This window comes from Frigidibacter sp. MR17.14, assembly GCF_037095735.1.
GTDB lineage: Bacteria > Pseudomonadota > Alphaproteobacteria > Rhodobacterales > Rhodobacteraceae > Frigidibacter.
Genome location: NZ_JBAWKD010000002.1, coordinates 176,007 through 194,480 on the forward strand (window position 1 = coordinate 176,007; position 18,474 = coordinate 194,480).

18 protein-coding genes are annotated in these 18,474 nt (G+C 69.7%); 10 read left to right on the forward strand and 8 right to left on the reverse strand.

Translation table 11 applies throughout. The annotated features are described in order from the left end of the window. Window positions 1–6: 6 nt before the first annotated feature. The 3 genes from V8J36_RS06010 to V8J36_RS06020 all read right to left on the reverse strand — a co-directional run bounded on the left by V8J36_RS06010 (window position 7) and on the right by V8J36_RS06020 (window position 2,021). Entirely contained in the window at window positions 7–612 is a 606-nt protein-coding gene (locus V8J36_RS06010) for a HupE/UreJ family protein (protein ID WP_336466370.1), read from the reverse strand. Window positions 613–666: 54 nt separating this feature from the next. Further along, window positions 667–969, reverse strand: coding sequence for an urease subunit gamma (locus V8J36_RS06015; protein ID WP_336466371.1), 303 nt, complete (start codon window positions 967–969; stop codon window positions 667–669). Between the two features lie 161 nt (window positions 970–1,130). Then, the gene (locus V8J36_RS06020) at window positions 1,131–2,021 is read right to left on the reverse strand and encodes an urease accessory protein UreD (RefSeq protein WP_336466372.1); all 891 of its coding nucleotides are present in this window, start codon (window positions 2,019–2,021) and stop codon (window positions 1,131–1,133) included. A 163-nt stretch (window positions 2,022–2,184) separates the two neighbouring features. Between V8J36_RS06020 and pyrC the strand changes: the two genes are divergently transcribed. The 8 genes from pyrC to V8J36_RS06060 all read left to right on the forward strand — a co-directional run bounded on the left by pyrC (window position 2,185) and on the right by V8J36_RS06060 (window position 11,013). Then, window positions 2,185–3,225, forward strand: coding sequence for a dihydroorotase (pyrC, locus tag V8J36_RS06025; RefSeq protein WP_336466373.1), 1,041 nt, complete (start codon window positions 2,185–2,187; stop codon window positions 3,223–3,225). Between the two features lie 123 nt (window positions 3,226–3,348). Next, window positions 3,349–4,026 carry an orotate phosphoribosyltransferase gene (locus V8J36_RS06030; protein ID WP_336466374.1) on the forward strand — a complete coding sequence of 226 codons (678 nt, stop codon included), beginning with the start codon at window positions 3,349–3,351 and terminating at the stop codon, window positions 4,024–4,026. Between the two features lie 403 nt (window positions 4,027–4,429). Then, window positions 4,430–5,926: a replicative DNA helicase gene (locus V8J36_RS06035; protein WP_336466884.1), complete on the forward strand. Its 1,497-nt coding sequence runs from the start codon at window positions 4,430–4,432 to the stop codon at window positions 5,924–5,926. Window positions 5,927–6,006: 80 nt separating this feature from the next. Next, window positions 6,007–7,878, forward strand: coding sequence for a phosphatidylglycerol lysyltransferase domain-containing protein (locus tag V8J36_RS06040; protein ID WP_336466375.1), 1,872 nt, complete (start codon window positions 6,007–6,009; stop codon window positions 7,876–7,878). A 54-nt stretch (window positions 7,879–7,932) separates the two neighbouring features. Then, window positions 7,933–8,982, forward strand: coding sequence for an alanine racemase (gene alr / locus V8J36_RS06045; RefSeq protein ID WP_336466376.1), 1,050 nt, complete (start codon window positions 7,933–7,935; stop codon window positions 8,980–8,982). Continuing rightward, complete coding sequence (locus V8J36_RS06050; protein WP_336466377.1) at window positions 8,979–9,767, forward strand: MlaE family ABC transporter permease; 789 nt, start codon at window positions 8,979–8,981, stop codon at window positions 9,765–9,767. The genes alr and V8J36_RS06050 overlap by 4 nt, the downstream gene beginning before the upstream one ends. After that, window positions 9,764–10,510, forward strand: coding sequence for an ABC transporter ATP-binding protein (locus V8J36_RS06055; protein WP_336466378.1), 747 nt, complete (start codon window positions 9,764–9,766; stop codon window positions 10,508–10,510). The genes V8J36_RS06050 and V8J36_RS06055 overlap by 4 nt, the downstream gene beginning before the upstream one ends. An 83-nt stretch (window positions 10,511–10,593) precedes the next feature. After that, window positions 10,594–11,013, forward strand: a complete 420-nt coding sequence (locus V8J36_RS06060; protein ID WP_336466379.1) for a paraquat-inducible protein A — start codon at window positions 10,594–10,596, stop codon at window positions 11,011–11,013. A 90-nt stretch (window positions 11,014–11,103) separates the two neighbouring features. On the opposite strand, the gene V8J36_RS06065 is transcribed toward V8J36_RS06060, so the two are convergent. Further along, a complete protein-coding gene (locus V8J36_RS06065) occupies window positions 11,104–11,955 on the reverse strand; it encodes an SDR family oxidoreductase (protein WP_336466380.1) in 852 nt (283 codons plus the stop codon). A 117-nt stretch (window positions 11,956–12,072) separates the two neighbouring features. Here V8J36_RS06065 and V8J36_RS06070 point away from each other — a divergent pair, with 117 nt between their 5' ends. Continuing rightward, entirely contained in the window at window positions 12,073–12,462 is a 390-nt protein-coding gene (locus V8J36_RS06070; RefSeq protein WP_336466381.1) for a winged helix-turn-helix transcriptional regulator, read from the forward strand. A gap of 64 nt (window positions 12,463–12,526) precedes the next feature. Next, window positions 12,527–12,898 carry an SUF system Fe-S cluster assembly protein gene (locus tag V8J36_RS06075; protein ID WP_336466382.1) on the forward strand — a complete coding sequence of 124 codons (372 nt, stop codon included), beginning with the start codon at window positions 12,527–12,529 and terminating at the stop codon, window positions 12,896–12,898. A gap of 57 nt (window positions 12,899–12,955) precedes the next feature. On the opposite strand, the gene V8J36_RS06080 is transcribed toward V8J36_RS06075, so the two are convergent. Genes V8J36_RS06080 through V8J36_RS06095 form a run of 4 tightly spaced genes read right to left on the reverse strand, consistent with a single transcriptional unit; the run spans window position 12,956 to window position 18,406 of the window. Further along, a complete protein-coding gene (locus V8J36_RS06080) occupies window positions 12,956–14,782 on the reverse strand; it encodes an ABC transporter ATP-binding protein (RefSeq protein ID WP_336466383.1) in 1,827 nt (608 codons plus the stop codon). A gap of 1 nt (window position 14,783) precedes the next feature. Beyond that, window positions 14,784–16,565: a gamma-glutamyltransferase family protein gene (locus V8J36_RS06085; RefSeq protein WP_336466384.1), complete on the reverse strand. Its 1,782-nt coding sequence runs from the start codon at window positions 16,563–16,565 to the stop codon at window positions 14,784–14,786. Window positions 16,566–16,592: 27 nt separating this feature from the next. After that, complete coding sequence (locus tag V8J36_RS06090; RefSeq protein ID WP_336466385.1) at window positions 16,593–17,462, reverse strand: ABC transporter permease; 870 nt, start codon at window positions 17,460–17,462, stop codon at window positions 16,593–16,595. Then, window positions 17,459–18,406, reverse strand: a complete 948-nt coding sequence (locus tag V8J36_RS06095; RefSeq protein ID WP_336466386.1) for an ABC transporter permease — start codon at window positions 18,404–18,406, stop codon at window positions 17,459–17,461. The genes V8J36_RS06090 and V8J36_RS06095 overlap by 4 nt, the downstream gene beginning before the upstream one ends. Window positions 18,407–18,474 lie beyond the last annotated feature (68 nt).

Below are 18,474 nucleotides of genomic sequence, written 5' to 3' on the forward strand. Positions count from 1 at the left end.
GGCTCCTCAGATCTGCAGGCCGAAGACAACCCCGGCCAGCACCGAGGTCGCGCCGGCGACGGCGGTTCCGGCGCCAAGGAAGCGGGTCAGACGCGCGCCCGCCAGCCCGAGAACAAGCCCGGCGGCATGCAGCGCCGCGGTCATCGCGACGAAGCCCGCCACGTAGATCGCCATGCCGCTTTCCGGCCCCTCGATCGCATGCGCGGCGCCGTGGGCGGCGCCGAACAGCGCGACCATCCCCAGCGCGGCCCCCATCGGCATCCGCACCGCCGCCGCGATCAGCCCGCCCAGCACGATGACCGAGGCGAGGATCACCGGCTCGACCACCGGCAGCACGAAGCCCGCGCGCGCGGCTACCGCGCCGCCGAGAAGGCTGGCGAGGAAGGTCGCCGGCAGCGCCAGCGCCGGTCCGCGGCCGCGGCCCTGCGCCATCTGCGCGGCCCAGAGCCCGATCGCCACCATGGCCAGCAGGTGGTCCGCCCCGCTCAGCGGATGCAGCAGCCCGTCGAGGAAGGTGCCGGGATGATCCGCGCCATGGCCGGGATGGGCGATGGCAAGGCCGGGGGCGGCCGCCGCGGCAAGGGCGAGCGCGGTCAGGTTCTGTGTCTTCATGGCGGGGTCTTCTCCTGCGGTCATCTTCGGGCGGAACGCGGTCTGGGGTCGGCTCTAGCGGATCGGGTGGTGGACGGTGACCAGCTTGGTGCCGTCGGGGAAGGTCGCTTCGACCTGCACGTCATGGATCATCTCGGGGATGCCGGTCATGCACTGCTCGGCGGTCACGACATGGGCGCCGGCCTCCATCAGGTCGGCGACGGTGCGGCCGGCGCGCGCGCCCTCGACGACGAAATCGGTGATCAGTGCGATCGCCTCGGGGTGATTGAGCTTCACCCCGCGCTCCAGCCGGCCCCGCGCGACCATCGCCGCGAGGCTCACCAGAAGCTTGTCCTTTTCCCGTGGCGTCAGGTTCATGCCCCACCCGTTCCTTCAAGTCCGTCGCCGGGACCCAGCGGGCCCGACCTGTTCCGTCCCCGGCACCCGCGGGCCCCGGTCCTGTGCGTCCGGGCCCGGCGGGCCCGACCTCATATCCGGGCCCTGCGGCCCGCGATCCCCCGGCCGCAGCGGGCCCGGCGTCACATCTGCCAGACGCGCGGCAGCGCCGCCCCGCCCCGCAGCCGGGTCAGCACCAGCGCCAGCGCGCGGCGCAAGCCCAGACCCTCGGCCGCGCGCAGCCGCACGAGGCAGCGCCCGTCCCAGCCCGAGACCGCGGCCTCGGCCCCTTCGAGCCCCGAGAGCGCGGCCCGCAGCGGCCCGGCCGCCGCCTCGGCACCATCGGCGAGAAACGCCACGGTCGCAAGCGCCCGCGCGCCGCCCAGCAGCGCGAACCGCGGGCCGCGGTCGGGGCTGTCCAGCGCCGCATCGGTCAGCGCGAAGGGGTCGATGAACTGCGGCACGCCGCCGCGCCAGACCTCGCGCCGGTCCGACAGCCGCAGCCGCCCGACCCGCTCGCCCATCGCCTGCCGGCCCAGCACCAGCGCCTCGGCCATCAGCAGGCGCGCGCCCGGGGCCAGATCGGCGCGGGTGACCCGCGTCAGCCCGGCGCCCTCGTAAAGGATCGTCTCCTGCGGCAGCCAGTCGAGCGCCGCCCCGGTGCCCAGCGTCAGGCGCACCTCCATCGTGGCGCGCTGCGCGCCATCCCCGCCCGCGGAATAGGCGCGCTCGGCGGTCTGGGTGGTGGCCACGGCCGCAGCCCCCGCCCCCAGTTCCAGCGCATAGGACAGCCGGTCGCCCCCGGTTAGCCCGCCAGCGGTGTTCAGGAACACCACCTCGGGCACCGGGCCGTGGATCTTCGGCAGGAAGGCCTTGGCCGAACCGGCCTGCGACAGCGTCCCCAGCCGCATCCGCCCGCCCTCGCCGGCAGAAAGCGTCACCCGCGCGCGCCCCTCGGCACGCTGCATCCGCCCGGCGGGCGTTCCTGCGGGCGCGTCCGGGATCGGCGCGGGCGCTGAAGTCTCGTCATACATGGCTCCAGTCTATGCGCCCTCACGCCCGCCGCGCCAAGCCCCGCCCCCGGTTGCCGTGGGCACCCCCTGCCGCTTTCAAGGCATCTGCCGCTTTTCCGGGCAGTCGTCCCCGCCCGCGCGCGAGTCACTGGATTCGCGGCCGTGTTCGGTATAGCGGGACGCCATGACCCAGATCACGCTCCGCCGCCCCGACGACTGGCACCTGCACCTGCGCGACGGCGCGATGCTCGAGGCCGTCCTGCCCGAGACCGCGCGCCATTTCGCCCGCGCGATCATCATGCCGAACCTCGTGCCGCCGGTGGTCACCGCCGCCGACGCCACCGCCTATCGCGCGCGGATCCTCGCCGCCCTGCCCGCGGGCATGGACTTCACGCCGCTGATGACGCTCTACCTGACCGAGCACACCGACCCGGCCGACGTGGCCGCGGCGCATGACGCCGGGCTGATCACCGCGCTGAAGCTCTACCCGGCGGGGGCCACGACCAATTCCCATGGCGGCGTGCGCAACTTCGACAATGTCCGCGGCGTGCTGGAGCTGATGGCCGAGCGCGGCATTCCGCTGTGCATCCACGGCGAGGTCACCACCCCCTCGGTCGACATCTTCGACCGCGAGGCGGTGTTCATCGACACCGTGCTTGACCCGCTGCGCCGCGCCACGCCGGGCCTGCGGGTGGTGATGGAACACATCACCACGAAGCAGGGCGTCGATTACGCGCGCTCGGGCGGTGACGATCTCGCGGCGACGATCACGACGCATCACCTGATCATCAACCGCAACCACATCCTCGTCGGCGGCATCAAGCCGCACTACTACTGCCTGCCGGTCGCCAAGCGCGAAGAGCACCGGCTGGCCCTGCGCGAGGCCGCGACGAGCGGCGAGGCGCGCTTCTTCCTCGGCACCGACTCGGCCCCGCATCCCGACCGGCTCAAGGAACATGCCTGCGGCTGCGCCGGCTGCTTCACCGCCACCAACACCATGAGCCTTCTGGCCCATGTCTTCGAAGAGGACGGCGCGCTGGACCGGCTCGAAGCCTTCGCCTCGCGCAACGGCCCGGCCTTCTACCGCCTGCCGGTGAACGAGGCGACGATCACGCTGACGAAGCGCGAGGCGCCCGTCAGCTTCCCCGCCACGATCCCGGCGGGCGACGAGACCGTCACCGTCTTCGATCCCGGCTACCCGGTGCATTGGGCGGTCGAGGACTGACGAAAGCCGATTGCGTTTTCGCATTGGCAAAAATATCCCCGCCGGAGGCTCCCGGACCCGGCCACAGACGCCTCCGGCGGGGATATTTGAGCCAGCAAGAAACACCAGCCCGAGGAAGATGCCATGATCCCGACCAGCTACCCCCCGAAGGAAGAGATCGCGCGTCTGACCGCGCGGATGCTGCTCGAGATCAAGGCGGTGCATTTCAACGCCGAGACGCCGTTCACCCTCGCCTCGGGCCTGCCCTCGCCGACCTATATCGACTGCCGCAAGCTGATCTCCTATCCGCGCATCCGCGCGACGCTGATGGACTTCCTCGCCGTCACCGTCATGCGCGAGGCGGGCTTCGAGGCCTTCGACAACATCGCGGGCGGCGAGACCGCGGGCATCCCCTTCGCCGCGATGGTGGCAGAGCGGATGGCGCTGCCGATGACCTATGTGCGCAAGAAGCCCAAGGGCTACGGCCGCAACGCCCGGATCGAGGGCGCGATGACCGAGGGCCAGCGCGTGCTGCTGGTCGAGGACCTGACCACCGACGGCGGCTCGAAGCTCAGCTTCGTCGACGCGATCCGCGAGACCGGCGCGACCTGCGGGCACACCGCCGTCATCTTCTACTACGGCATCTTCCCGCAGACCGAGCCGAACCTGGCCGCGCATGGCGTGAAGCTGCACCACCTGTGCACCTGGTGGGACGTGCTGGCCGAGGCCCGCGCGCAGGGCGCCTTCGATGCCGCCACCCTGACCGAGGTCGAGGCCTTCCTGAACGCGCCCCGCGAATGGCAGGACGCCCGCAAGGGCTGATGCCTGCCGATCGGGCAGCGGCGGCCGGCGGGATCCGGCCGACCGCCTTCGGGCGCCACGGCGCCGGTGGGCAAGCCTGTGGAGCCTTTGTGGACGACTCGGGGAGAAGCGCCCCTGCCCGCGGTCCACGGGATGGCACCACCTGAGGTTTTGCGATCCACGACCGCCGTGCTACGATATCTGGACGAGCGGGCCGCGCCGGGCAGCGACTCTGCCCCGGTTGTCCACAGACTTAAGAAGATTGAATGAACGACCGCCGCGCGGCATATGCGAGGCTTCGACGGGGGTCGGGGGCGATAAGGTCACGCGAGGCGCGCAAAGCGTCCGTGGAGGCCCGGTGCAGATTGATGGCGGGACGCACAGGATGAACGAGATCAGGGCAGTCCGGGACATGGGCCGGGACATGAGCCGCGACATGGCCACGGACGGCTCGGCCGACGAGGCCGGCACCGCGGCGCTTCCGCACAACATCGAGGCCGAGCAGCAGCTGCTCGGCACGCTTCTGACCAACAACGACGTCTACGACCGCGTGCAGAACGTGGTGAAGGCGGACCATTTCTTCGAACCCGTGCACCGGCGCATCTTCGAGGTCTGCGAGGCGCGGATCCGCAAGAACGCGCTGGCCTCGCCGGTCACGATCAAGGGCTTCCTCGAAGAGGACGAAGGCCTGAAGACGCTGGGCGGGCCCGCCTATCTCGCGCGTCTGGCGGGGGCCGCGATCTCGGCCTATGCCGCGCGCGACTATGCGCAGATGATCTATGACCTCGCCGTGCGGCGCGAGCTGATCCAGCTGGGCCGCGACATCTCGGAAAAGGCCAGCCGCGTCGCCGTCGACAACGAGCCGAAGGAACAGATCGTCCAGGCCGAACAGCGGCTCTACCAGCTGTCGGAACAGGGCACCGCCGAAAAGGGTTTTGTCAGCTTCCTCAAGGCCGTGACCGAGGCCGTCAATTCGGCCAACGCCGCCTACCAGCGCGACGGCGGGCTGTCGGGCGTCTCGACGGGTCTCATCGACCTCGACAAGAAGCTGGGCGGGCTGCACCCCTCCGACCTTCTGATCCTCGCGGGGCGCCCCTCGATGGGGAAGACCTCGCTCGCGACCAACATCGCCTTCAACATCGCCAAGGCCTACAAGCGCGGCATGCGCCATGACGGGGTCGAAGGCGCGGTCGAGGGCGGCGTCGTCGGCTTCTTCAGCCTCGAGATGTCGGCCGAGCAGCTGGCGGCGCGGGTGCTGTCCGAAGCCTCGGAAGTGCCGTCCGAGCAGATCCGCCGCGGCGACATGACCGAGGCCGAGTTCCGCCGCTTCGTCGAGGCCGCGAAGACGCTGCAGAACTGCCCGCTCTATATCGACGACACCCCCGCCCTGCCGATCAGCCAGGTGGCCGCGCGCTGCCGGCGGCTGAAGCGGACCCACGGGCTCGACGTGATCTTCGTCGACTACCTGCAGCTCTTGCGCGGCACTGGCAAGGGCGACAACCGGGTGCAGGAGATCGGCGAGATCTCGATGGGCCTGAAGGCGATCGCCAAGGAGTTGAACATCCCGGTCGTCGCGCTGTCGCAGCTGAGCCGGACGGTCGAAAGCCGCGAGGACAAGCGCCCGCAGCTGAGCGACCTTCGGGAATCGGGCTCGATCGAGCAGGATGCCGACGTCGTCATGTTCGTGTATCGCGATGAATATTATAAGGAACGCGAGAAGCCCGGCGAAGACAATCTCGAGGCGATGGCGAAGTGGCAGGAAACCATGGAGCGCGTCCATGGCAAGGCCGAGGTGATCCTTGGCAAGCAGCGTCACGGGCCGATCGGCACCGTCGAGCTGTCCTTCGAGGGCCGCTTCACCCGCTTCGGCAACCTCGTCCGGCCGTGGCAGGACGGCGGCGACCACGATGCCGGCTACTGAGCGCAGGCTCGTGACTTGACGCTGCGGTCCGGCAAGGCCATGCCGGGCGCGATCCCCTCCCCGGACCGAAGGCCCGCGCGATGACCGACCCGACGCCGACCGCAACCCCGGCCGCAGAGGGCAAGCGCCGCCCGCGCCCTCCCGCGCCGCCAAGCTCGGCCGAAGAGGCGCAGATGGATGCGGTGGCCGAGGCCGAGCATGCCCGCCACCGCGCGCCCAGCGAAACCCTGCGCGCGCGCCTTGCCGAACTGCCGGAGCGCGTGGCCGACCTTGCCGCGCCGGTGATCGAGGCTGCCGTCGCCCTGCGCCCGATCGCCCCCTACCTGCTGGCGGTCATGGTCTTCCTCGGCGGCATCGACCTGCTGCTGCAGGGCACCGGGGCCGAGATCCGCTGGCGCCAACGCCTTCTCAGCACCACCCTGCCGCTGACCTTCACCGAGGCCTCGCACCTGTTTTCCTCGCTCGCGGGCCTCGCGCTGATCATCCTTGCCCGCGGCCTTGCCCTGCGCATGAACAAGGCCCGCGTGATCGCCACCGTGGTGCTGCTGGCGGGCGCAGTCTTCGCGCTGGCCAAGGGCCTGCGCTGGGAGGCCGCGCTGCTGCTGGCCGGCATGGCGCTGCTGCTGACTCTGGCGCGCGGCGCCTTCCACCGCCGCGGCGACTGGCGCGACTTCCGACCGGCCCGCGGCTGGCTGGCCGCGGTCGCGGTGATCGTCGCCGCCACCATCCTGCTGACCGTCGTGGGCTTCCGCGACCATTCCTTCGTGACCGAGGATTTCTGGACCTTCGCGTGGTCGGGCGACGCCTCGCGCGGTCTGCGCGCCTCGCTGGCGCTGGCGGTGGCGCTGGCGGTGATCGCGCTCGACGGGCTGATCAACCGCCCCGCGCCCTCGCGGCTGCCGCGTGCCCTGCCCGTGCCCCCCGCCGTGCGCCGCCTGATCGCCGACTGCCCCGATTCCGCGCGGCAGGTCGCCCTTCTGGGCGACAAGCGCTTCCTCGTCGCCGAGGACGAAAGCGCCTTCCTGATGTACGGCATCTCGGGGCGCAGCTGGGTCTGCCTCGGCGGCCCGGTGGGTGATGAGGCGGCGGGCGAAAAGCTGATGTGGCGCTTCGTCGAGATGGCCGACCGCGCCCGGATGAAGCCGGTCTTCTACTCGCTGCCCTTCGCCCGGATCGAGAAGCTGCTGGAACTGGGCCATTCGATCCTGAAGATCGGCGAGGTCGCCCGCATTGACCTGCCCGCCTTCTCGATGGACGGCCCCGCCCGCAAGGACCTGCGCTATGCCCGCAAGCGCGCCGAACGCGACGGGCTGGTCTTCGAGGTGATCGCCGCCGCCCGGGTCCCCGCCCTGATCGAAGAGCTGCGCCCGGTCTCGGACGCCTGGCTGGCCGAGCGCAAGGGGATGGAGAAGGGCTTCTCGCTCGGCGCCTTCCACCCGGCCTATCTGGCGAATTTCGACCTCGCGATCATGCGGCAGGAAGGGCGGATCGTCGCATTCGCCAACCTCTGGGCCTCGGGCGCGCAGAACGAGATGGCGGTGGACCTGATGCGCCACCTTGGCGGCGTCTCGCCGGTGCTGATGGAGGCCTTCATGTGCGAGGCGATCCTGCACGCCAAGGCGCAGGGCTTCCGCTGGTTCAGCCTCGGCGGCGCGCCGCTGTCGGGCCTGCCCGACCATCCGCTGGCCCCGGTCTGGGCGCGGGTCGGCACGCTGATCTACCGGCGCGGCGACGAGTTCTACAGCTTCGACGGCCTGCGCCGCTACAAGCAGAAATTCGGGCCGGTCTGGTCGCCCTTCTACATGACCTGCCCCGGCGGGCTCTCGGCGGCCCGGGCGCTCGTCGACGTGGCGCTTCTGATCTCGCGGCCTCGCCGCGCCGCCACCGAACCCGAACCCGGCCCCGAGGCGATCGACCCCGAACCCGCCGATGCGGGCCCGGCTCACGGCTGAGACAGCGCGCCGTTTTCCCTTGACCTTCCGCCCGCCCCTGCCGAGAAAGCCCGCATGGCAAAGCCCGAACTGCACATCGATCTCGATGCCGTCATCGCCAACTGGCGCGCGCTGGACCGCCTGACCGGAGCCGGTGTCGACACCGGTGCCGTGGTCAAGGCCGATGCCTACGGGCTGGGGGCGGGCGTCGTCGCCCGCGCGCTGGCCGGCGCCGGGGCCCGCAACTTCTTCGTGGCCTCGGCCGACGAGGGCGGCGCGCTGCGCCGCGCCCTTGGGCCCGGCCCCGCGATCTCGGTCTTCGGCGGCCACATGGCGGGCGATGCCGAGGTGATCGGAGGCGCCCAGCTGGTGCCGATGCTGAATTCGCTCGACCAGATCACGATGCATTTCGAGACGCTGCCCGGCGCGCCCTTCGGCATCCAGCTGGATACCGGGATGAACCGCCTCGGGCTCGAGGCCGCGGAATGGGAAGCCGCCGCGGGCATCGTGCTGGAAGCAGGTCCGACGCTTCTGATGTCGCACCTCGCCTGCGCCGACGAGCCCACGCATCCGATGAACCCCTATCAGCGCGAGGAATTCCTGCGCCTGACCGAGGATACCGGCGTGCCGCGCTCGCTTTCGGCCACGGGGGGCATCCTGCTGGGCCCCGACTACCATTTCGAACTCGTGCGCCCCGGCATCGGCCTGCATGGCTGCGCGCCCTTCACCGAAGGCCGCAAGGCCGTCCGCCTGTCGCTGCCGGTGATCCAGATCCGCGAGATCTCGGCCGGCGAGACGGTGGGCTATTCGAACACCTTCACCGCCGAGACGCAGATGCTGGTGGCGACAGTCGCCGCCGGCTACGCCGACGGGCTGCACCGCACCCTGTCGTCGCGCGCCCATCTGTGGCAGGGGCTGGTGCCCTGCCCGATCCTTGGCCGCGTCTCGATGGACCTGATCACCGTCGACGTGACCCATCTGGCCGACACGCCCACCCATCTCGACATGCTGGGCGAGAAGCAGTCTGCCGACGATCTGGCCGCGGTCGCAGGGACCATCGGCTATGAGATCCTCACCGGCCTCGGGCCGCGCTACAACCGGATCTACCACGGGGGTGGGGCATGAGCCTTGTGATCACGCGCCCGCTCGCGGTGATCGGGCGCGCGGTGATCGGGCTGCTGACCGGGGTCGGTCGTGTCTCGATCTTCGCGGCCGAAACCGTTTCGCACATGGTCCGCCCGCCCTTCTACTGGCGCGAATTCCTTGTCGCCTGCCTGCAGATCGGCTGGCTGTCGCTGCCCGTTGTGGGCATGACCGCGATCTTCACCGGCGCGGCGCTGGCGCTGCAGATCTATGCCGGCGGCTCGCGCTTCTCGGCCGAGTTCGTGGTGCCGCAGATCGTCGCCATCGGCATGACCCGCGAGCTTGGCCCCGTGCTGGGCGGCCTGATGGTCGCGGCCCGCGTCGCCTCGTCGATCGCGGCGGAGATCGGCACGATGAAGGTGACCGAGCAGGTCGACGCCTTGGTAACTCTGTCCACCAACCCGATGAAATACCTGACGGTTCCGCGGGTGTTGGCCGCGACGCTCTGCATGCCGCTACTGGTGGCCACGGGCGACTCGATCGGGATCATGGGCGGTTACCTGCTGGGCATCTCGCGCCTTGGCTTCAACGGCCACACCTACCTGCAGGCCACCGTCGACTTCCTGCAGTTCTGGGATGTCGGCTCGGGTCTGGTGAAGGGCGCGGTCTTCGGCTTCATCGTCGCGACCATGGGATGCTTCTACGGGCTGAACTCGGGCCGCGGCGCGCAAGGCGTTGGCGCTGCGACGAAATCGGCCGTGGTCGCTGCCTCGGTGCTGATCCTCGCCTCGAACTACCTGCTGACCGAGGCGTTCTTCTCGTCATGATCGAGCTCCAGACCCTTTCCAAGGCCTTCGGGCCGAAGCGCGTGCTCGACGGCATCTCGCTGTCGGTCCCCAAGGGCGAGAGCATGGTGATCATCGGCGGCTCGGGCACCGGCAAGTCGGTGATGCTGAAATGCATTCTCGGTCTGATCCACCCGGACAGCGGCAAGATCCTTGTCGGCGGCGAGGATGTCGCGACGGTCAGCCGCGAGGCCTTCCTCGACCGGTTCGGCATGCTCTTCCAAGGCGGCGCGCTGTTCGACAGCCTGTCGGTCTGGCAGAACGTCGCCTTCCGCCTGATCCGCGGCCCGAAGAAGATGGGCAAGGCGGAAGCGCGCGAGGTCGCGGTGGAAAAACTGCGCCGCGTGGGCCTGAAGCCCGAGGTGGCCGACCTCTACCCGGCCGAGCTGTCGGGCGGCATGCAGAAGCGCGTGGGCCTGGCCCGAGCCATCGCCGCCGAGCCCGAGATCATCTTCTTCGACGAGCCGACGACCGGGCTCGACCCGATCATGTCGGGCGTGATCAATGAGTTGATCCGCGAGATCGTGACAGAGATGGGCGCGACCACGATGACGATCACCCATGACATGACCTCCGTCCGCACCATCGCCGACCGGGTGGCGATGCTGCATGCCGGCAAGATCCGCTGGACCGGTCCGATCGCGGAAATGGGCGAAACGTCAGACCCTTATCTGCAACAGTTCATCCACGGCCGCGCGGAAGGCCCGATCGAATCCGTGCGTTGAGGTTTTCGAACGTCTTCCTGCGGTCCTGAGGTCGCGACATGCCGCTTCCCCGCAGTAATCGAACACCTGCCCAGCTGGCCCTGATGGCGGCAACGCTGTTTCTTTTCGGCCTCTACCCGCTGGCGTGGCAGGCACCGCTGCTGCGCGCCGGGCTGTTGCCCTTCTTCGGCCTGTCGGAGATCTCGGTCGTCTCGGGACTGGTGACCCTGTGGCAGGACACGCCGGCGCTGGCGGCGCTGGTCGCACTGTTCGCGGTGGTGGCACCCTGGGTGAAGCTGGCTGGGCTTTACCTTGCGATCACGGGGCGGCTGCCGCGCAGCCTTGCCCCCGTCCTGCAGTGGATCGGCCGGCTGGCGATGGCGGATGTGTTCCTGATCGCGCTCTATGTCGTGATCGCAAAGGGCGTGGGATTGGGACGGGTCGAAGTCGCCTGGGGCTTCTGGCTGTTCACTGCCTGCACTCTTGCTTCGCTCGCGCTGGCCTGGGTGGCGAAAAGGCACTAAGCGATCACACCGGTTCGAGGCCGCGACATGTGATCACCGGACCTCCTTGGCGGCCCGGTGTTCTGTGGAAAGCTGTTCAGCGCAACGTGATCACTGTGCTGCCAGGGCGGCGGCGACGGTCTCGGCCATCGGCGTCGTCTTGCGCCCGATCAGCGCCGAGAGAGTGTGATCACTCGACTCCAGCGCGCCTTTCGAGAATTCCACCTCCCAGGCGGCGAGCAGATCCGCGAAATCGGCCGGCAGGCCGAAGCCCTTCAGCTTCTCGGCATACACCGCCTGCGGCAGGTCATGATAGGCGATGTCGCGGCCGGTCTGGCGCGCGATCTCGGCGGCATACTCCGCCAGAGTCCAGGCGGCATCCCCGGCCAGCTCATAGGTCTTGCCGACGTGATCACTGCCGGTCAGCACCGCGACCGCGGCCGCCGCGTAATCGGCCCGCGTGGCCGAGGCGATGCGCCCCTGCCCCGAAGACCCGATCACCCCGCCGCCGGCCAGCACGCCGCCGATCTGCCCGGTGAAGTTCTCTGTATACCAGCCGTTGCGCAGGATCGTGTAGTCGAGCCCCGAGGCCTTTAGCAGCGCCTCGGTCGCAGCATGTTCCTCGGCCAGCGGCTGGATCGTGCTGCTGTCGGCGCGCAGGAGGCTCGTGTAGACCACGTGCCGCACGCCCGCCGCCTTCGCCGCCGTGATCACGTTGGCGTGCTGGGCCGCGCGCTGGCCGAGTTCGCTGCCGGAAATCAGCAGCAGCCTGTCGACCCCGGCCAGCGCCGCGGTAAGGCCCGCGACGTCGCCGTAATCCCCCGCGCGCACCGTGACGCCGCTGCCGGCCATCTTCGCCGGGTCACGCACGATCGCCACCGTCCGGTCCGCGGCCCCCGCCGCCACCAGCTGCGCCACCACCAGTTTGCCGAGCTGCCCGCTCGCCGCCGTCACACCGATCATCATGGCCTCCTTGGCCGGTTGTTCTTGACGACCCAGACCTAGCCCCATTACTTACGATCCGTAAGTACGCACGCTTTGGTAAGCACCCCGCACCGGGGCACAGCAAGGACCGCAAGGATGCACGATCTGCCGACCGACCCGCCGCTGGCCGATGTCTTCGCCGCCGATTGCCCCTCGCGCCAAGTGCTGCGCTGCCTTGCCAGCCGCTGGGGGGTCATCGTCATCGTGGCGCTGACCGAGGGGCGGCAGCGGTTCTCGACCCTACGGCGCCGGATCGGGGGCATATCGGAACGGATGCTGGCGCAGACGCTGCAGGATCTGGAAAGCTGCGGGATCGTCGAGCGGACGCAGCACCCGGTGGTGCCGCCCCATGTCGATTACGCGCTGACGCCGCTGGGGATCGAGGCGGCCGAGAAAATGGCGGCGCTGACGGGCTGGGTCGAGGCGAACCTGCCGCGGCTGCAGCCGAAGACGGGCGCAGAGGCGGGCGCGGCGGCAGAGGCCTGAGGGCTTTATTCCCGCGCCGCGTTTCCCTATATAAACCGTCAACATCCGACGCGAGGCCCAGCCGATGACCAGCCCCTCCAGCGACTCCCTTCCGCTCGAAGGCACGCCGCTCATCAAGCCCTCGAGCACCGACCACCCGCTGTACGACAGCGTCGTCGAGGCCTGCCGGACGGTCTATGACCCGGAAATCCCGGTGAACATCTACGATCTGGGCCTTGTCTACACGGTCGAGATCAGCCCCGAGAACGAGGTGGGCATCACCATGACCCTGACAGCGCCGGGCTGCCCGGTGGCCGGCGAGATGCCGGGCTGGGTGCAGGACGCGGTCGCGCCGCTCGACGGGGTGAAGGACGTGAACGTCAACCTCGTCTGGGAACCGCAGTGGGGCATGGACATGATGTCCGACGAGGCCCGGCTGGAACTGGGCTTCATGTAAGCCGCGACGACCCCGCGCGGCGCACCGCGGCGGGGTCCTTTTCGGGCGGGTATACTCTCAGGCGCTGGCCTGCGCGGCCCAGTCCATCACCGCATGCCCCGGACCGACCTCGCGCCAGTGCCGCACCGGCGGGACATAGCCGCGCGGACGCACCGGGCTTTTCAGCTCTGTCACCTCGGCATCGCGGCGCAGGTGGCGCCGCGACGGATCGGGCACCGGCACCGCCGAGATCAGCGCCCGGGTGTAGGGATGCTGCGGATTGCCGAAGATCTCGGCGCGCGGCCCGATCTCGACGATCTCGCCCAGATACATCACCGCGACGCGGTGGCTGACCCTCTCGACCACCGCCATGTCGTGCGAGATGAAGAGATAGGCGATCCCCAGCCGCTCCTGCAGGTCCATCAGCAGGTTGCAGACCTGCGCCTTGACCGACACGTCCAGCGCCGAGACGCTTTCATCCGCGACGATCACCTTGGGCTCGAGCGCGAGCACGCGTGCGATGGCGATGCGCTGGCGCTGGCCGCCCGAGAATTCGTGCGGGTAGCGGTCGGCCATCGCCGGGTCGAGCCCGACCTGCCCCAGCAGTTCGGCCACCCGAGCCCGGGCGGCGCCCCCCCGGGCAATCCCGTGCTTTTCCAGCGGCTCGGCGATCGCCGCGCCGACGGTCATCCGCGGATTGAGCGACGAGAACGGGTCCTGGAAGATCATCTGCCCCGAGCGGCGCATCCGCCGCAGGTCGGCGGTGCCCAGCTTCGGCACGTCGAACCCGTCCAGCTCGATCTCGCCCGACTGCGGCTCGACCAGCCGCAGGATCGAGCGGCCGGTGGTCGACTTGCCGCAGCCGGATTCGCCGACAAGGCTGAGCGTCTCGCCCTGATAGAGGTCGAAGGACACGTTCTCGACCGCGTGGACGGCCCCGGTGGCCCGGCCGAGCATGTCCGCCCCGACGCGGAAGCGGGTGGTCAGGTCGCGCACCCGCAGCACCGGGCCGGCGGTGCGGCGCACGGTGTCGGGCAGGTCGGGCAGCGCGGTGATCGCGCCGGTCGCGGGTTCCACCGCCGGGAAGCGGCGCGGCAGCGCGGTGCCGGCCATGCCGCCCAGCCGCGGCACCGCGGCCAGCAGCGCGCGGGTGTAGGGCTGGCGGCCTTCGGCGAAGATCTGCGCCGTGGTGCCCTGCTCGACCATGTCGCCGCGGAACATCACCAGGGTGCGGTCGGCAATCTCGGCCACCACGCCCATGTCATGGGTGATGAAGAGCACTGCCATGCCGGTTTCGGCCTGCAACTCCTTGATCAGGTCGAGGATCTGGCCCTGGATCGTCACGTCGAGCGCGGTCGTCGGCTCGTCCGCGATCAGCAGCTTCGGCTTCGAGGCCAGCGCCATCGCGATCATCACCCGCTGCCGCATCCCGCCCGAGAATTCGTGCGGATACTGGTCGATGCGGCGGGCGGCATCGGGGATGCGCACCCGTTCCATCAGCCGCAGGACCTCGGCCCGCGCCTGCGCGCCGGTCATGCCGCGGTGGCGGGTCAGCACCTCGCCGATCTGGCGGCCGATGGTGAAGACCGGGTTCAGCGAGGTCATCGGCTCCTGGAAGATCACCGCCATCTCGTTGCCGCGGATCTCGCGCATCTCGCGGTCGGACAGGCCGACAAGCTCGCGCCCCGCCAACCGGGCGGAGCCTGTGACCTTCGACTGCCGCGGGTCGAGCAGCCCGAGGATGGTCATCGAGGTCACCGACTTGCCCGAGCCGCTTTCGCCGACGATGGCCAGCGTCTCGCCGGCTTGGATCTCGAACGAGACGTCGCGGACAACCTCGCGCCAGCCCGCATCGGTGCGGAAGGCGGTGGTCAGGCCCTCGACCTTCAGGATCGGTTCGCCCATCTCAGCGCCCCACGGCATAGGCCTGCATCATCCGCGGCGTCGCGGCGGCGCGCAGCACGCCCTCGGCGGTGCGGGATGCGGCGGTGAGACGCCCGATGGTCCAGTCGCCCGAAACGTCGACCCCGTGGCCGCGGCGGCGCAGTTCGGCGATCACCGCCTCGCCGATCCGGCCCTCGATCAGCATGCCGCCGGGTTTCGAGGTGCGGGGATAGAACGAGGCCGGGAAATGCGTCGAGTGGAACAGCGGCATGTCGATCGCCGCCTGCAGGTTCGGCTCGTGGTGAACGTGGCGCAGGAAGAACGACAGCTGCCACTGGTCCTGCTGGTCGCCGCCCGGGGTGCCGAAGGCCAGCACCGGCTTGCCGTCGCGCAGCGCCATCGAGGGCGTCAGCGTGGTGCGCGGGCGTTTCCCGGGCGCGAGCGAGGTCGGCAGCCCGTCCTTCAGCCAGAACATCTGCGCGCGCGAGTTCAGGCAGAACCCGAGCCCCGGCAGGATCGGCGAGGATTGCAGCCAGCCGCCCGAGGGCGTGGTCGAGACCATGTTGCCCCAGCGGTCGATGACGTCGATGTGCACGGTGTCGCCGCGCTTTTCCGACAGGTGCGCCATCGTCGGCTCGTAGACCGCGCCCTGGCCGAGCCCGCCGATCACGTCGAGCGCCAGCTGCCGCTGCGCCTCGAACCCCGCGATCTCGCCGGGGTTCAGCACCATCGAGGCGGTGTCGCCGATCAGCGCCCGGCGCTTGGCCGCATAGTCCTTGGACAGCAGCACATCCATCGGCACGGCGGCGAAATCGGGATCGCCGTAATAGGCCTCGCGGTCCGCGAAGCCGAGCTTCATCGCCTCGATCACCGAATGGACGAAGTCGGGGCCGCAGGGGTCCATGTCGCCGATGCCCATGCCCTCGAGGATCGCCAGCGACTGCAGCAGCACCGGCCCCTGCCCCCAAGGCCCGGTCTTGGCGACGGTCCAGTCGTGGTAGGTGCCATAGGTCGGCGTCTCGATCGTGGCCGAATAGCCGGCCATGTCCTCGGCGGTGAGCACCGCCTTGTGGCGCGAGCCGGAGGCATCCATCACCTCGGCGGTGTCGAGATAGCGTTGCATCTCCTCGGCGACGAAACCGCGGTAGAAGGCGTCGCGCGCGGCCTGCACGCCGGCCTCGCGGTTCGGGGCGGCCTCGGCCTCGGCGATGATCCGGCGCCAGGTCTGGGCCAGCACCGGGTTCTTGAAGGTGGACCAGCCCTCGGGCGCCTGCCCGCCGGGCAGCCAGGTCTCGGCGCTGGTCGGCCATTCCTTGCGGAAGAATTCGGCAAGGCCAGAGATCGTCGCCGCGACCCGCGGCAGCATCGGGTGGCCGTTCTCGAGATAGTAGATCGCGGGTTCCAGCACCTCGCGCACGGACATCGAGCCGTAGTCGCGCAGCATCAGCATCCAGCCGTCGAAGGCGCCGGGGATGACGGTCGCCAGCAGGCCGTCGCCGGGGATCAGGTCGATCCCCTCGGCCTTGTAATGCGCGATGGTCGCGCCGGCGGGCGCCGGGCCCTGCGCGCAGATCACTTCCAGCTTGCCGGTCGCCGCCGAATAGATCAGCGCCGGCAGGTCGCCGCCCGCACCGTTCAGATGCGGCTCGACCACCTGCAGGGCGAAGCCGGTGGCGACGGCGGCGTCGAAGGCGTTGCCGCCCTTCTCGAGGATCGACATGCCCACGGCCGAGGCGATCCAATGCGTCGAGGTGACGACGCCGAACGAGCCGATGAGTTCGGGACGGGTGGTGAAATCGGTCATCTTGTCAGTCTTTCGGATTGCGGGAGGTCAGGCTTCGCGGGGGTCGAGCGCGTCGCGCAGGCCGTCGCCAAGAAGGTTGAAGCCGATCACCACGAGGAAGATCGCGGCACCGGGATACATCGCCATCCACGGCGCCTGGCCAAGGAAGTTCTTCGCCACGTTCAGCATCGAGCCCCAGGAGGGCGCCGGCGCCTGCTGGCCAAGGCCGAGGAAGGACAGCGAGGCCTCGGCGATGATCGCGGTGGCGACGGTCAGCGTCGCCTGCACGATGATCGGCGAGACGATGTTGGGCAGGATGTAGCGGGTCATGATGTCGACATGGCCAAGGCCGATGGACCGGGCGCCCTCGACATAGTCCTCGGTCTTCACGGCCAGCACCTGGCCGCGGGTCAGCCGGATGAAGACCGGCATCGCCGAGATGCCGATGGCGATCATCGCGTTCATCAGCGAGGGGCCGAGGAAGGCGGCCAGCGCGATGGCGAGGATCAGGAAGGGCATCGCCAGCAGCGCGTCGGTGAAGCGCGAGATCACCATGTCGACCCAGCCGCCGAAATAGCCGGCGATCAGCCCGATCGGCAGGCCCAGCGCCACGGCGATGATCACCGAGATCACGCCCGCCATCAGCGAGGCGCGCGCCCCCCAGATCATCCGGCTGAGCACGTCGCGGCCGATGTCGTCGGTGCCCATCAGGTGTTCGGCCGTGGGGGCCTTGCGGATCGCGGTCCAGCTGGTCTGCAGCGGGTCGTCGATCGGCAGCAGTGGCGCCAGCACCGCGACCAGCACGAAGAAGCCGACGATGGCAAGGCCGACCAGCGCCGCGCGCGAACGCTTCAGCTTGGCCCAGGCGCGGGATTTCTGGCGCGCCGGCAGCGGCGCGGCAAGCGAGGGTGCGGTCACGATGCGCTCCTCATCCGGGGGTTCATCAGCATGTAGAGGACATCGGCCACCAGGTTCATCAGCAGGAAGCCGACGGCGGTGCACAGCACCACGCCCTGCACGACCGCGTAGTCGCGGTTGAAGACGGAATCGACGATCAGCTTGCCGAAGCCGGGGATGGTGAAGATCTGCTCGGTCAGCACGGCGCCGGCCAGCAGCTCGCCGAACAGCAGCGCGGTCAGGGTGATGACGGGCAGCAGCGCGTTGCGGAACGTATGGCTCATCACCACCTCGCGCGGGGACAGGCCCTTGGCGCGGGCGGTGCGGATGTAGTCCTGCGACAGCACCCCCAGCATCGCCGCGCGGGTGTGGCGCATCAGCGTCGCGGCAAGCCCGGTGCCCAGCACGAAGGAGGGCATCAGCATCGTCTCGAGCGAGCGCAGCGGATCGACCAGGAAGCTTTCGTAGCCCGAGGCCGGCAGCCAGCCCAGCCGGACCGAGACGAAGAGGATCAGCATGATCCCCAGCCAGAAGTTCGGGATCGACAGGCCCGACAGCGCGACGACGTTGGACAGCCAGTCCACCCAGGTGTTCTTGCGCACTGCGGCAAGGATGCCGGCCGGGATGCCGATCAGCAGCGCGAAGGCCATCGACATGATCGCCAGCTGGATCGTCACCGGCAGCTTCTGCGCGATCAGCTCTGCCACCGGCTGGTTGGTGCGCAGCGAGGTGCCGAAGTCGCCCTGCAGGATGCCCGAGATCCAGTACCAGTACTGAAGCACCCAGGGGTCGTTCAGGTGATACTGCTCGCGCAGATAGGCGATGGTGGCGGGGTCGCGTTCCTCGCCGGCCAGCGCCAGCACCGGGTCGCCGGGCAGAAGCTTCTGCAGCAGGAACACGAGGACCGAGACGATCAGCAGCGTGGGCAGGGCCACGAGCAGGCGTCGGACGATGAAGGCCAGCATGGGCAAGTCCTGGGTCTGGGAAGGCGGGAAAGGCGGGGCGACCCTGCGCGTTTCGCGGGCGGCGCAGG

Bases quoted from the DNA above. Each gene is read 5' to 3' on its own strand.
- V8J36_RS06010 (WP_336466370.1), bottom strand. From the start codon at position 612: ATGAAGACACAGAACCTGACCGCGCTCGCCCTTGCCGCGGCGGCCGCC.
- V8J36_RS06015 (WP_336466371.1), bottom strand. From the start codon at position 969: ATGAACCTGACGCCACGGGAAAAGGACAAGCTTCTGGTGAGCCTCGCG.
- V8J36_RS06020 (WP_336466372.1), bottom strand. From the start codon at position 2,021: ATGTATGACGAGACTTCAGCGCCCGCGCCGATCCCGGACGCGCCCGCA.
- pyrC (WP_336466373.1), top strand. From the start codon at position 2,185: ATGACCCAGATCACGCTCCGCCGCCCCGACGACTGGCACCTGCACCTG.
- V8J36_RS06030 (WP_336466374.1), top strand. From the start codon at position 3,349: ATGATCCCGACCAGCTACCCCCCGAAGGAAGAGATCGCGCGTCTGACC.
- V8J36_RS06035 (WP_336466884.1), top strand. From the start codon at position 4,430: ATGAGCCGCGACATGGCCACGGACGGCTCGGCCGACGAGGCCGGCACC.
- V8J36_RS06040 (WP_336466375.1), top strand. From the start codon at position 6,007: ATGACCGACCCGACGCCGACCGCAACCCCGGCCGCAGAGGGCAAGCGC.
- alr (WP_336466376.1), top strand. From the start codon at position 7,933: ATGGCAAAGCCCGAACTGCACATCGATCTCGATGCCGTCATCGCCAAC.
- V8J36_RS06050 (WP_336466377.1), top strand. From the start codon at position 8,979: ATGAGCCTTGTGATCACGCGCCCGCTCGCGGTGATCGGGCGCGCGGTG.
- V8J36_RS06055 (WP_336466378.1), top strand. From the start codon at position 9,764: ATGATCGAGCTCCAGACCCTTTCCAAGGCCTTCGGGCCGAAGCGCGTG.
- V8J36_RS06060 (WP_336466379.1), top strand. From the start codon at position 10,594: ATGGCGGCAACGCTGTTTCTTTTCGGCCTCTACCCGCTGGCGTGGCAG.
- V8J36_RS06065 (WP_336466380.1), bottom strand. From the start codon at position 11,955: ATGATCGGTGTGACGGCGGCGAGCGGGCAGCTCGGCAAACTGGTGGTG.
- V8J36_RS06070 (WP_336466381.1), top strand. From the start codon at position 12,073: ATGCACGATCTGCCGACCGACCCGCCGCTGGCCGATGTCTTCGCCGCC.
- V8J36_RS06075 (WP_336466382.1), top strand. From the start codon at position 12,527: ATGACCAGCCCCTCCAGCGACTCCCTTCCGCTCGAAGGCACGCCGCTC.
- V8J36_RS06080 (WP_336466383.1), bottom strand. From the start codon at position 14,782: ATGGGCGAACCGATCCTGAAGGTCGAGGGCCTGACCACCGCCTTCCGC.
- V8J36_RS06085 (WP_336466384.1), bottom strand. From the start codon at position 16,565: ATGACCGATTTCACCACCCGTCCCGAACTCATCGGCTCGTTCGGCGTC.
- V8J36_RS06095 (WP_336466386.1), bottom strand. From the start codon at position 18,406: ATGCTGGCCTTCATCGTCCGACGCCTGCTCGTGGCCCTGCCCACGCTG.